The 13,093-nt window shown below is 55.3% G+C and carries 10 protein-coding genes; 8 read left to right on the forward strand and 2 right to left on the reverse strand.

Going from position 1 to position 13,093, the window contains the following annotated elements:
- Positions 1 to 180 precede the first annotated feature (180 nt).
- The gene (gene mlaA / locus DCH402_RS06275; protein WP_040000369.1) at positions 181 to 942 is read left to right on the forward strand and encodes a phospholipid-binding lipoprotein MlaA; all 762 of its coding nucleotides are present in this window, start codon (positions 181 to 183) and stop codon (positions 940 to 942) included.
- Positions 943 to 1,344: 402 nt separating this feature from the next.
- The gene (mqo, locus tag DCH402_RS06280) at positions 1,345 to 2,916 is read left to right on the forward strand and encodes a malate dehydrogenase (quinone) (RefSeq protein ID WP_040000370.1); all 1,572 of its coding nucleotides are present in this window, start codon (positions 1,345 to 1,347) and stop codon (positions 2,914 to 2,916) included.
- 87 nt (positions 2,917 to 3,003) lie between these two features.
- Here mqo and fadL read toward each other — a convergent pair whose 3' ends face one another.
- On the reverse strand, positions 3,004 to 4,269 hold the full coding sequence (gene fadL, locus DCH402_RS06285; RefSeq protein WP_040000371.1) for a long-chain fatty acid transporter FadL: 1,266 nt from the start codon (positions 4,267 to 4,269) through the stop codon (positions 3,004 to 3,006).
- A 384-nt stretch (positions 4,270 to 4,653) separates the two neighbouring features.
- On the opposite strand from fadL, the gene DCH402_RS06290 reads away from it, so the two are divergent.
- The 4 genes from DCH402_RS06290 (at position 4,654) to sixA (ending at position 10,117) form a co-directional block, all read left to right on the forward strand.
- Positions 4,654 to 4,950: a YfcZ/YiiS family protein gene (locus DCH402_RS06290; protein WP_012769078.1), complete on the forward strand. Its 297-nt coding sequence runs from the start codon at positions 4,654 to 4,656 to the stop codon at positions 4,948 to 4,950.
- A 277-nt stretch (positions 4,951 to 5,227) separates the two neighbouring features.
- Positions 5,228 to 6,541 (forward strand): acetyl-CoA C-acyltransferase FadI, encoded by a 1,314-nt coding sequence (fadI, locus tag DCH402_RS06295; protein WP_040003414.1) that lies wholly within the window; start codon positions 5,228 to 5,230, stop codon positions 6,539 to 6,541.
- Positions 6,538 to 8,736 carry a fatty acid oxidation complex subunit alpha FadJ gene (gene fadJ, locus DCH402_RS06300; protein ID WP_040000372.1) on the forward strand — a complete coding sequence of 733 codons (2,199 nt, stop codon included), beginning with the start codon at positions 6,538 to 6,540 and terminating at the stop codon, positions 8,734 to 8,736. The genes fadI and fadJ overlap by 4 nt, the downstream gene beginning before the upstream one ends.
- Before the next feature lie 895 nt (positions 8,737 to 9,631).
- Positions 9,632 to 10,117 carry a phosphohistidine phosphatase SixA gene (gene sixA / locus DCH402_RS06305; RefSeq protein WP_040000373.1) on the forward strand — a complete coding sequence of 162 codons (486 nt, stop codon included), beginning with the start codon at positions 9,632 to 9,634 and terminating at the stop codon, positions 10,115 to 10,117.
- Between the two features lie 94 nt (positions 10,118 to 10,211).
- On the opposite strand, the gene smrB is transcribed toward sixA, so the two are convergent.
- The gene (smrB, locus tag DCH402_RS06310; protein ID WP_027711514.1) at positions 10,212 to 10,757 is read right to left on the reverse strand and encodes an endonuclease SmrB; all 546 of its coding nucleotides are present in this window, start codon (positions 10,755 to 10,757) and stop codon (positions 10,212 to 10,214) included.
- A 231-nt stretch (positions 10,758 to 10,988) separates the two neighbouring features.
- Here smrB and prmB point away from each other — a divergent pair, with 231 nt between their 5' ends.
- Both prmB and aroC read left to right on the forward strand, forming a co-directional pair.
- Entirely contained in the window at positions 10,989 to 11,921 is a 933-nt protein-coding gene (gene prmB / locus DCH402_RS06315; RefSeq protein ID WP_040000374.1) for a 50S ribosomal protein L3 N(5)-glutamine methyltransferase, read from the forward strand.
- 74 nt (positions 11,922 to 11,995) lie between these two features.
- Entirely contained in the window at positions 11,996 to 13,081 is a 1,086-nt protein-coding gene (gene aroC, locus DCH402_RS06320; protein WP_040000375.1) for a chorismate synthase, read from the forward strand.
- Positions 13,082 to 13,093: the final 12 nt, after the last annotated feature.

The raw sequence follows: 13,093 nt of genomic DNA on the forward strand, positions 1-13,093 counted from the left end.
TGAGAGGTGCGTCACATCTGGCGTCGCAATCAAACGAACGCAATTTTTCCGACAGACCGCCACCGGCGGCACGGGCAAACCAATGCCCGGTGTATTAAAATGATACCATGTGGCCTTGTGCGCTGGTGGCCCGATGGCAGGTTGTGCGGACTGTATGAAAGTTCAGCAGGGAGATACGTTATGAATTTTCGTCTGGGTGGTGTGGTTCTGGCGAGCGCGGTGCTTGTCGGCTGTGCCAGCTCTAAAACTTCAGCGCCGGAGCAACGCTCGGATCCGCTGGAAGGGTTCAACCGAACCATGTTCGGGTTCAACTATAACGTGCTGGATCCATATATTGTGCGGCCTGCTGCGGTGGTCTGGCGTGATTACATGCCGCAACCTGCGCGTAATGGGTTGAGTAACTTCTTCGGTAACCTGGCGGAACCTGCCACCATGGTGAACTATTTCGTCGAGGGGAAACCCTATCAGGCGATGATTCACTTCAACCGTTTCTTCCTCAATACCTTGCTGGGTATGGGGGGCCTGATCGATGTGGCATCGATGGCGAATCCCAAACTGGCGAAAGAAGAGCCGCACCGTTTCGGCAGTACGCTCGGGTATTACGATGTGGGTTACGGGCCTTATCTGGTGTTGCCGGGTTATGGTAGTGCGACATTGCGTGAAGACGGGGGAGGCGTGGTGGACACGCTCTACCCGCCATTGAGTTATCTCACCTTCTGGATGTCCGCCGGCAAGTGGGCGGTGGAAGGATTGGAAACCCGCGCCCGTTTGCTGGATTCCGATGGGTTGCTGCGTAACTCGTCCGATCCGTACCTGATGGTGCGTGACGCCTACTTCCAGCGGCATGACTTCCTGGCTAATGGCGGGAAATCCGTTCCCGTGGCTAACCCGAATGCTAAAGCTATTGAGGGGAGTCTGGACGAAATTGATTCGAATAAATAAGCCTTTTTTTAGTATTGCACAGGCACCTGCGGGTGCCTTTTGTAACTAATTTTCTTGCCGAATTCCTTGTGGCGCAACAATCAGATTGTTTTTGAAACGTTATTTTGTTGTTGGTTTTTATTTAATTACATAAATTCATTTTTATCGTTTATGTAACAATAATAACAGCCGGTTAGAAAAGGTAACGATTCAGCTGCCCTGAGCAGGCAATCCGCATGTTGCGTAACCTGTTTTTATCTCCGCCTGTCGCCAGCCGGTTTTACGTTGCGCCGACATCATAGATGCAGGTCTATCTGCCGCTGTTTCCCGCATGGCTCAGCGCTTTTGTATCGTTATCTCGCTAATCAGGAATCCCCCTTGTTCACCTGCAGGGATGACACACTGACATAACGGGACATAAATATGAAAAAGCTACTGGTTACCACCTTGTGTCTGGGCGTGATAGGGCTGGCACAGCCTGTCATGGCGCAAGAAAATAACACTGTGGATGTGGTGCTGATTGGCGGCGGCGTCATGAGCGCTACGCTTGGGACGTATTTGCAGGCGCTGGAGCCGAATTGGACCATCAGCATGGTTGAGCGCCTGGACAATGTCGCGGAAGAAAGCTCCAACGGCTGGAATAATGCCGGCACCGGTCACTCTGCATTTATGGAGCTGAACTACACGCCGGAAAAAGCCGACGGTTCGATTGATATCAGCAAAGCCGTTGAAATCAGCGAGGCGTTCGAAGTCTCCCGCCAGTTTTGGTCTTATCAGGTTTCTCATCATGTGATGAAAGACCCGGCATCCTTCATCAACAGTGTGCCGCACATGAGTTTCGTGTGGGGCGACGACAACGTGAATTATCTGCACAAACGCTATCAGGCGTTGCAACACAGCACCTTGTTCCGTGGTATGGCGTTCTCGGATAACCCGGAACAGATCAAACAGTGGATTCCTCTGGTGATGGAAGGGCGTGACCCGCAGCAGAAGATTGCCGCCACCCGTATGCCGATTGGTACCGACGTTAACTACGGCGAGGTCACCCGCCAGTTGGTAAACGGCTTAACGCAACAGGCGACGTTCAACCTGAAAGTGAGCAGCGAAGTGCGCGATATCAAGCGTAACCCGGACAACACCTGGCGTGTCGTTGTGGCTGACCTGAAAAACGGTGGCAAAGAAAGTGCAATCAACGCCAGGTTTGTATTTATCGGCGCAGGTGGCGCCGCACTGCAATTGTTGCAGAAATCCGGTATTCCGGAAGCGGATAACTACGGTGGTTTTCCGGTTGGCGGCGAGTTTCTGGTTACCGATAACCCGGATATCGTAAAACGTCACCTGGCCAAAGTGTACGGTAAAGCCTCGGTGGGGGCGCCGCCAATGTCGGTACCGCATCTGGATACCCGTGTTTTCGATGGCAAGCAGGTGCTGTTGTTCGGCCCGTTTGCGACCTTCTCCAGCAAGTTCCTGAAAAACGGTTCGTTGTGGGATTTGATCTCCTCAATGAACACCGCCAACTTTATGCCGATGGTGGATGTGGGGATCGATAATTTCGATCTGGTGAAATACCTGGTCGGGCAGTTGATGATGAGCGACGACGACCGGTTTGCTGCGCTGAAAGAGTACTTCCCACAGGCGAAACAGTCTGACTGGCGTCTGGCGGTGGCGGGTCAGCGTGTACAGGTCATTAAGAAAGACAAAGAGCTGGGCGGCGTACTGAAACTGGGCACCGAGATCGTCAGCGACAAAGACGGTTCCATTGCCGCATTGTTGGGGGCTTCGCCGGGTGCATCGACAGCGGCGCCGATCATGCTGAGCCTGCTGCAGACGGTGTTCAAAGATAAGGTGGCAACACCGCAATGGCAGACCAAACTCAAGGAGATCATTCCGTCTTACGGCCAGAAGCTGGAAGGCAATATTGAACTCACTAATCAGATCCGCAGTTACACCAGCAGCACGCTAAAACTGGACTATATGGAAGTGAAGCCGGAATAATGCCGCCGGCATCAACAACCGACGTGCTATTTAAAGCCAAAGGCCGCAATCGCGGCCTTTTTTGCGAACCAGAGACAGGCGTTCGGGTTAGAAACTATAGTTGAAGTTCACGCCATACAGCCACGCCCGACCTTCAGAATTAAAGGTGTAAGAGGGCAGGTTAGGGGCTACGCCCGGTTCGCGAATAGTCACTTTCTGGCCGTGCATGTAAGACACGCCTACATCGACCGACGCGTCTTTGTTGAAGGCGTAAGTGGTGCCGGCGCTCAGCCAGAGACGATCCTGATCCGGAATGGAGATGGTGCGTTTGTCGGCGGGTACCGGGCTGTCGTCAAACGCGATACCGGTGCGGAACGTCCAGTTGTCGTCGTAGTAGTAAGTAGTGCCCAGCGCGATGCGATAAGCGTCGTGGAAGTTCTCGTCTTTCTGGAACAATTGCTGACCGTTGCTGCCGGTAGCGCGCAGTTCCTGGAAGTCGCTCCAACTGGTGTAGGCCAGGCTGTAGTGAACCGCCCATTGTGGGGCGACGCGGTGGTAAGCGGAGAGTTCCCACATTTCCGGCAGGTTGAGTGTCAGCTTAGCGGGGATAGTGGTGCCGCTGGTGCCGCGCGGTGGTGGCAGATCGTTTCTGAAGGAACCGTCAAAATCGATGTCGACTTTAGAGCGGTAACTCAGGCCGAAACGGTTGTTTTTATCCAGTTCATACAGAATACCGGCGTTCCAGCCATAACCCCATTCTTTGCCATCCATGTGGGTGATCTCAGACGTTGAACTCACACCCAGCACCGGGCCGATTTCGCCGGCGTTACGTACAAATTTGGCGTCGGCGTACACGGCATTAACGCCCAGACCAACGCTGAAATGCTGGTTGAGACGATAGGCCGCGCTCAGATTCAGGTTCGAGGTTTTCAGGTCGGTTTTGCCCGCGATGGAACCGGCGCTGAAATTGTCGCTGAACTCAGTCCCCAGCCCAAAGTTGGTGGTAGCAGAGGCGCCGAATGCCCACTGATCGTTCAGCGGCATGATGAAATGCAGGTTAGGCACCCAGGCGTTTGGCGCGATGTTATCGGCGCTGGCATCGCGGCCGGTGCTGCTGGTGCCGCGCAGATCGATGTCCGGATTAATATAGGTGGCGCCGCCGGAGAAGGTCGGGCGATCAAACAGCGTCATGGTCGCCGGGTTGCGGCTGCCGGAGGTGGCGTTGTCTGCAATGGCGCTTTCGCCTGAGAAGGCGCGGCCCAGGCCGGATGAGGAGAACTCATTTAACTGGAAACCAGCCGCCGTTGCATTGGATGCCATGAGCGCCAGCGCCACAGCAAGTGATGTTTTCTTTAACAGGACTTTCTGGCTCATGACCGAAACCTCACTGAATATTGACTACTTTTGTTAGGCGTGTAACAAGGGACGCGCATTGTAGGGGGGGCTTCATGGGCTGACAAATCAGACCAGTTGCAAAAATTATAGATTCAACATTATGAAATGTTTTCTTTTGGTTCTATTTTTGTTGCCGAATTGATTTAAGAAGTTGGATCTGGTTAACAAATATCATGATTCTGTTTAGATTTATTAGCCTATTTCATTGAAAAACAACGTTAATGTGTGATCTGCATCACGCATTATCCCTTTAATCAGTAAGTGCTAGTGATAGGCAATCAGGGTGAGTAAAATGAGAGCCAGATTATATTGATAGCGTGCTTTCAGGTCTGGAAGCGCCTGTCGCCGCAGAGGAGTTTTGCCATGACAAACGCGATTAATAAATGTAGCGCAGAAGAAACCGCCGCCTGTTGCTGTGTGGATGTGGGAACCGTAATGGACAACACCGACTGCACCGCGTCCTATAGTCGTGTGTTTAGCAGCCGTAGTGAAGCGGAACAAACGCAGCAGCAACTGACGGAAAAAGCCCGTTCGGTGGAATCCGAGCCTTGTGTGATCGATGCCCGCCTGTCTGACGCGGATGGTGGGGTGAAACTGGATATGGATTTCACCTTCAGTTGTCAGGCTGAAACCCTGATTTTCCAGCTCGGCTTGCGCTAATCCACCTTCCTGTACCAACCAGATCATCTGGTAAGGCCCGATTCCGGTGCCTGCCGTCTCGCTCAGCAGATTGGTTGAGCGAGACGATTTTCCACATTTCCCGATTCGTCCAGTCCCATGATGTTTTCTACCTGTCTGGCGATGCCAGGGGTGCCTGAACATCCGCAAGCGTGGCGCGCCTCGCTATTTGGTCTCGGCTTGTTTGCATAATGTAATCGTCGGGTTAACAATGAGTTCAGACCTCATCGGCCTCTGAAAAGGGATGAATCTCATGGTTATGCGCGAAGTCACGCCGTTGCTTACCCGCCGCGGTGATCGCATTGCGATTGTCAGTGGATTGAGAACGCCGTTTGCCCGGCAAGCGACGGTGTATCATGGCATTCCGGCGCTGGAGCTGGGAATACGGGTGGTCAACGAACTGTTGCTGCGCAGCGGTATTGAGCCGGAGCAGGTTGAGCAACTGGTGTTCGGGCAGGTGATTCAGATGCCCGAAGCGCCGAATATTGCGCGTGAAATCGTACTCGGTAGCGGCATGAGCGCGTATACCGACGCTTATAGCATTTCCCGTGCCTGCGCCACCAGCTTTCAGGCGGTTGCTAACATAGCGGAAAGTATTTTGGCCAGCACGATCGACATCGGCATTGCCGGCGGGGCGGATTCCGCTTCCGTGCTGCCGATTGGCGTCAGTAAAGCGTTGGCGCGCACGCTGGTTGATCTGTCGCGCGCCAGAACGTTGCCCCAACGGCTGGCGTTGCTGGCCCGTTTGCGACCACGGGATTTACTGCCGGTGGCGCCTGCCGTAGCGGAGTATTCCACCGGGCTACGCATGGGGGACACCGCCGAGCAGATGGCGAAAGATTACCGCATCAGCCGTGATGCGCAGGATGCTTTCGCCCATCGTTCACACCAGCGGGCCACGCAAGCCTGGGCTGAGGGCGTATTGCGTGATGAAGTGATGACGACCTGGGTGCCGCCGTATAAGCAGGCGGTGAGTGAAGACAACACGGTTCGCCGTGACAGTGCGCCGCCGCAGTATTCCCGCCTTAAACCCGCGTTTGATCGCCGTTACGGTAGCGTGACGGCGGGTAACAGCTCTCCGCTAACCGATGGCGCGGCCGCGGTGTTGTTAATGAACGAATCCCGCGCCAGTGAATTGCGATTAACGCCGCTCGGCTACCTGCGCAGCTATGCGTTCAGCGCTATTCCGGTACAGCGGGATATGCTGGCGGGGCCGGCTTATGCCACGCCGCTGGCGCTGGATCGGGCCGGTATTCGGCTGGACGAGCTGGCGTTGATCGATATGCATGAGGCCTTTGCCGCTCAAACGCTGGCTAATCTTCACCTGTTTGCCAGCGCCGAATTCGCTCGCGACAAACTCGGGCGTAGCGCGCCGTTAGGCGAGGTCGATGAGGCGAAATTTAACGTACGGGGCGGGTCGATTGCATATGGGCATCCTTTTGCCGCGACGGGAGCGCGCATGATTACCCAAACGCTGCATGAGTTGCGCCGACGCGGTGGCGGATTAGGACTGGTGACCGCCTGCGCGGCGGGAGCATTGGGTGCGGCGATGGTGCTGGAGGTGACGAAATGACCGAACCGATGTTGAGGAGCCGGCCGCAGACTGATGAGCGTGAGGAACACGCTGCAATCCAACTGACATTTCGTCACGATCATATCGGCATTCTTACTGTGGATGTTCCCGGCGAAAAAGTGAATACCTTAAAAGCGGCGTTTGCTGAACAATTGCAGGCAGCGTTGTCGCAGGCGCGTCAACACAGCGGGTTGCAGGGGATGATTATTCTTTCCGGTAAGCCTACGTCGTTTATCGCCGGGGCTGATATCGGCATGTTGAATGCCTGTGCCGATGCCGCCGCCGCGCAAAAGCTGGCGGAAACCGGTCAGGAAGCGCTGGAAGCGATCGCCCGCCTGCCGTTCCCGGTGGTGGCCGCCATTCATGGCGCTTGCCTTGGCGGCGGTCTGGAGTTGGCGTTGGCCTGCGATTATCGCCTCTGTACCCCGGATGACGTGACCCGGCTTGGGTTACCGGAAGTGCAGTTAGGACTTTTGCCGGGGGCCGGCGGTACGCAGCGGCTTCCACGTCTGATCGGCGTGGATCGGGCACTGGAGTTGATACTCACTGGGCGCCAGTTACGGGCGGCGCAGGCGCGACGCATCGGGCTGGTGGACGACGTGGTGCCGCCCGCCATATTGCTGGAGGCGGCGTTGGGGTTTATCCGTCGGGGGAAGCGACGCGCATTCTCACCCGGCTGGCGGCATCGATTACTGATGTTGCCGTATGTACGCCGTCGGCTATTCGAACGGGTACGACGCCAGACTCAGGCAAAGACTCAGGGCAATTATCCGGCGACGATACGCATCATTGAAGCGGTGCGCCACGGTCTGGAGCAGGGCAGTCAGGCTGGTTATCAGGCTGAAGCCCGCGCCTTCGGCCAACTGGTGATGTCGCCGGAGTCGGTGGCATTGCGGCGGCTGTTTTTTACCACTACGGCGTTGAAAAACGATCCCGGTGCGCCGGTGGTGCCCGGTCCATTGCGTCGGGTCGGCGTGTTGGGCGGTGGGCTAATGGGCGGCGGCATCGCCGGTGTTACCGCGCTTAATGGCCAATTGCCGGTGAGGATTAAAGATCTTCATGAGAAAGGCATTACCCATGCGTTGCACGGCAGTTGGCAACGATTAAACCGGCAGGTTGCGCGTCGCTGTATGACAGCGGCGGAACAGCGGCGGCAAATGAGCCTGATTTCCGGTGGAACCGACTACCGGGGGTTTGAGCACGTCGATGTGGTGGTGGAAGCGGTGTTTGAGGATCTCTCGCTTAAGCAACACATGGTGCGGGAAGTCGAGGCGGTGGTGCCGCCGCATACGGTGTTTGCCACCAATACCTCTTCGCTGCCGATTCATCAAATTGCAGCGGCGGCCAGTCGACCGGGACAGGTGATCGGCCTGCATTATTTCAGCCCGGTGGATAAGATGCCGCTGGTTGAAGTGATTCCCCACGCCGGGACCGATGAGCAAACGCTATCCACCACCGTGGCGCTGGCGAAAAAACAGGGCAAAACGGCGATTGTGGTGGCGGATAAAGCCGGGTTTTATGTTAACCGCATTCTGGCGCCTTACCTGAATGAAGCTGCACGCTGCCTGTTGGAAGGCGAACCGGTGGAATCGATTGACCGGGCGCTGGTGCGCTTTGGTTTTCCGGTCGGCCCGTTTACGTTGTTGGATGAGGTTGGCATTGATGTAGCGATGAAAATCGTGCCGGTGTTGGTTGCTGGACTGGGCGAGCGATTTTGCGCGCCTCCGGCACTGGAAGCGATTGCCGGAGATAATCGTCAAGGCCGTAAAAACGGGCGCGGTTTTTACCGTTACGAACCGTCTCGCGGTGAACGGCTATCCAGCCTGTGGCGGCGCCAGGAGAAGGTGGCCGACCAGCGTATTTACCCGTTGCTGGATGTCACGCCAAAAGCGCATTTAGATCCGGCATTGATGGCACAGCGTTGCGTCATGATGATGCTGAATGAAGCGGTGCGTTGTCTGGATGAAGGGGTTATCCGTCATGCCGGCGACGGTGATATCGGCGCCGTGATGGGGATCGGTTTTCCGCCATTTTTGGGTGGCCCGTTTCACTATATGAATCAGTTAGGCGTCGCCACGGTCGTGGCGACATTACAGTCGTTGCAGCAACAATATGGCGATCGCTTTGCGCCGGCGGAAGGGTTGCTCCGACGCCAGCGTCAGCAGGCTGGTTTTGTTGATGTTGCAGGGTGCTGAGCGGGTACAGGAGCAACCTGAACCCGCCGGTGATTATCTTTTTATTCTTTTTGAGGTGAGGCGAATAATTGATTCAACGTCGGCAAGATGGTTTTTTTGAATAAGATAACCCGATCTTGTTTAAAAATTATCATTGTTGGATAACGATTCACGTTATTTTTTGAATCTGACTTTAGGTTAAAGTGGCTAATTGATGAAAATGCCGCGTTCGCCGCTATTCCGCGGCGAAGTGATAATTCTATTTCATTGAAAGGTATTATTTTTTTATTTTTTCATTCCGTTGTTTTCTACCACCCAGAATAACGATTCCCTGAATGCTGGGCATAATACCGTGCTGAATTATTTAAACACGCTGTATTCGGTACAGGTGTTTATCTGTTCACTATGAGTGAGACGGCCTATTTTTTCCAGTGTTTCTCGCCGCAATGAGATGAAAAAGTGTAAAAGCATCAGAAAAATAAAACCGGTGTCGGTTTATTCTGTATTGATGGAATTGATAATTTTTTTATCTAAATAAAAAATATTTTCCAGTTTAAAGTGCTGGTAAATGAAATTCAATGGACAGTCTGCAGCATATTATGATGACATGGCCGGGCTTTTTCCCTGCCAGGAGCAAGGTTAATTGTCTGAAATAATGGGATGTTGGCGGCAGGTGCGTAAATACCACCCGGCGACAGAGAGGAATACGCACGGTGTACGTGTAGGGTCGGTTGCGATTCGCTGTCAATTGGGGTAAAAAAATGCGCTTTGCGTCGGTCAAAACGCCATCAATAAGACGACGGCGATTCCGATGCCAGGCTGTGACCCGCCGCAAAACGGCGTCGTGCCGATTCAGTTAATCTAAAGCTATTCCCAGGGTTTTATTGCCCTTTTTTCATCAATATAGCGGTGTAATATGCAAGTTTTGATCATGCGTCATGGTGATGCCGTACCTGACGCCGCCAGTGATGCGCTCCGGCCGTTAAGCCGCCGGGGCGATGAAGAATCTCGTCAGATGGCAGCCTGGCTTAACGATCAGGCGATTGATATTGAGCGGGTTCTGGTGAGCCCTTACGTACGCGCGCAGCAGACGTTGCAGGTCGTCGCGGAGATCGTGCCGTTGCCGGAAAATGAGTGCCTGCCGGAGCTGACGCCGGGAGGTAACGCCGAGCTGTTATGTGACTATTTGCTGGCGCTGGCGAAAGAGGGCACCGGTGCGGTGTTGGTGATATCCCATTTGCCGCTGGTGGGATATCTGGTCGCCGGGCTGTGTCCGACTGAGAATGCCCCGATGTTCGCGACGTCGGCGATTGCCTGCGTCGAACTGGACGACATCGCCGGAACGGGGGTGTACCACTGGCAGGTGACGCCGTCCCAGTTGGCCGCGAAAGTCAAACCCTGACCCGTTGATCGCCAGTGCCGCCGTCGGCACGGGTCGATATACGGTGTGGTGTGGGGCTGGTTGTGCGGGGAGTGCGTGTAAGGCAACGACGACGTTATTCTTCGTCGGCGGTTTCCTGTGCCACCAGCACCAGCAACGCTGCATCGCCGCCGAATTCCTTCGGCGCCTGGTGAAAGGCCAGGACGTCCGGGTGTTGCGCCAGCCACAACGGTGTTTGCTGCTTAAGAATGTGTTTGCCGTGACCATGCATTACGCAGGCGCAGTAAACATGTTCACGTCGGCAGGCGGCCAACAGCGCCCCCAATTCTTGTTTCGCTTCCAGTTGCGTCAACCCGTGCAGATCCAAAAACAACTCCGGTGAATAATCTCCCCGCCGTAGTTTTTTCAATTCGTAATGACTGGCACCCGGGCGGATATAACGCGTCGGCCCTTCGTTTTCCAGTTGTGGTTGAAATTCGTCCGAAAAGTAGAAACTGGCGTCCACCTGTTCCTGCATCATCCTACGTGGCGGCAACACGCCCGGTTTATTATGGCGAACCGGACGATGGACATAGGTATCCTGACGCAGCCGGGTGGCGCCCGCCACCGATGTGCGGAAAAGCGCCTGTTCCTCGTCATCAAGCATGAATTTCTTTTTCATTAGTGCGTTACTCTATCTTTTCGCCGTTCTGTTTCAGAATAGGAATGCGGTATCGGCGTAGTCTACCTGTTCCGTGCCGGTGGCTAAACAAAACCTTGTCGTTCTCCCCGCGCGATCCCCAACCCGCGCCGCCCGGCGGTGATATCTGCTGATTTGTCGCCGTCTTCATGGCAAACTAGCGCCATCACAGAAACATGCGATCACAGAGACAGTAGTCTGCGGAGGACAAACTTGGACAAAATTTTCGTCGATGAGGCGGTCAACGATTTGCATACCATTCAGGATATGCTGCGCTGGGCAGTGAGCCGCTTTAACGCCGCTAACGTCTATTACGGCCACGGCACCGATAATCCGTGGGATGAAGCGTTGCAGTTGGTGCTGCCCACGCTGTTTCTGCCGATTGATATTCCGGAAGACATGTACCTTGCCCGCCTGACTTCCAGTGAGCGTCATCGCATCGTTGAACGGGTGATTCGCCGCGTCAACGAACGTGTACCGGTGGCTTACCTGACGAATAAAGCCTGGTTTTGCGGGCTGGAGTTCTACGTTGATGAGCGGGTGCTGGTGCCCCGTTCGCCGATTGGCGAGTTGATCAACCAGCAGTTTGCATCGATTTTGCCCCATCCGCCGCGCCATATTCTTGATTTGTGTACCGGCAGCGGCTGTATCGCCATCGCCTGTGCGCAGGCATTCCCCGAAGCGGAAGTGGATGCGGTGGATATTTCCGCCGATGCGCTGGCCGTCACCGAGCAGAATATTCAACAACACGGCATGGAATATAACGTCACGCCGATCCGCTCCGATCTGTTCCGCGACCTGCCGACGATACAGTATGACCTGATTGTGACCAACCCGCCGTATGTGGATGAAGAAGATATGGCCGACCTGCCGCAGGAGTACCGCTTCGAACCGGAGCTGGGGCTGGCGGCGGGTAGCGATGGTCTGAAACTGGTTCGCCGGATTCTGGCGTGCGCGCCGGATTACCTCGCTGAAGAGGGCGTCCTGATTTGCGAAGTCGGCAATAGCATGGTGCATCTGATGGAACAGTACCCGGATATTCCGTTCACCTGGCTGGAATTCGACAATGGCGGCGACGGCGTCTTTATGCTGACTCGTTCCCAGTTGTTGGCTTGTCAGGCCGAGTTCAGTATTTACCGGGATTAATCCCTTCACCGGACGTGGGGCGGCGTAGAGAGCGGCCCGGCGTTCTGATATTTTTTCAATGCTAAGGAGCCGTGATGGCAGGAAACAGTATTGGTCAGTTTTTCCGTGTCACCACTTTTGGTGAATCCCACGGTATTGCGCTGGGATGTGTGGTGGATGGCGTACCGCCGGGTATTCCGCTGACCGAGGCCGATTTGCAGCACGACCTGGACCGCCGCCGTCCGGGAACATCCCGTTATACCACTCAGCGCCGCGAGCCGGATCAGGTACGTATTCTGTCCGGGGTGTTCGAGGGAGTAACCACCGGCACCAGTATCGGTTTACTGATTGAAAATACCGACCAACGCTCGCAGGATTATGGTGCCATCAAAGATCTATTCCGTCCTGGTCACGCCGACTACACCTACGAGCAGAAATACGGTATCCGCGATTACCGTGGCGGCGGTCGTTCTTCCGCCCGTGAAACCGCGATGCGCGTGGCTGCCGGTGCCATCGCCAAAAAATACCTGCAACAACAGCATGGCGTGGTGATCCGCGGCTATCTTGCGCAGATGGGCGATGTGGTATGCGAACTGAAAGACTGGGCGCAGGTTGAGCAGAATCCGTTTTTCTGCCCGGATCCGGACAAGATCGAAGCACTGGATGAATTGATGCGCGCGCTGAAAAAAGAGGGTGATTCTATCGGCGCGAAGGTGACGGTGGTGGCCGAATCGGTTCCGCCGGGATTGGGTGAACCGGTGTTTGACCGTCTTGATGCCGATCTGGCGCATGCCCTGATGAGCATCAACGCGGTGAAAGGCGTTGAAATCGGCGACGGTTTTGCCGTTGTGAACCGCCGCGGTAGCGAAAACCGAGATGAGATCACCCCGACGGGTTTTCTGAGTAACCATGCCGGCGGCATTCTGGGCGGCATCAGCAGCGGTCAGTCGATTACGGCGCATTTGGCGCTGAAGCCGACGTCCAGCATTACCGTGCCGGGCCGCACCATTACCCGCGACGGCGAAGCAACGGAAATGATCACCCGGGGGCGGCACGATCCGTGTGTGGGTATCCGTGCCGTGCCGATTGCCGAAGCCATGATGGCGATTGTGCTGATGGATCACCTGTTGCGTCAGCGGGCACAGTGTGCGGATGTCGCCAGCCCGGTGCCTCGCTGGTAAGGTGAGCCGGTA

Source organism: Dickeya chrysanthemi NCPPB 402, from assembly GCF_000406105.1.
Classification (GTDB): Bacteria; Pseudomonadota; Gammaproteobacteria; order Enterobacterales; family Enterobacteriaceae; genus Dickeya; species Dickeya chrysanthemi.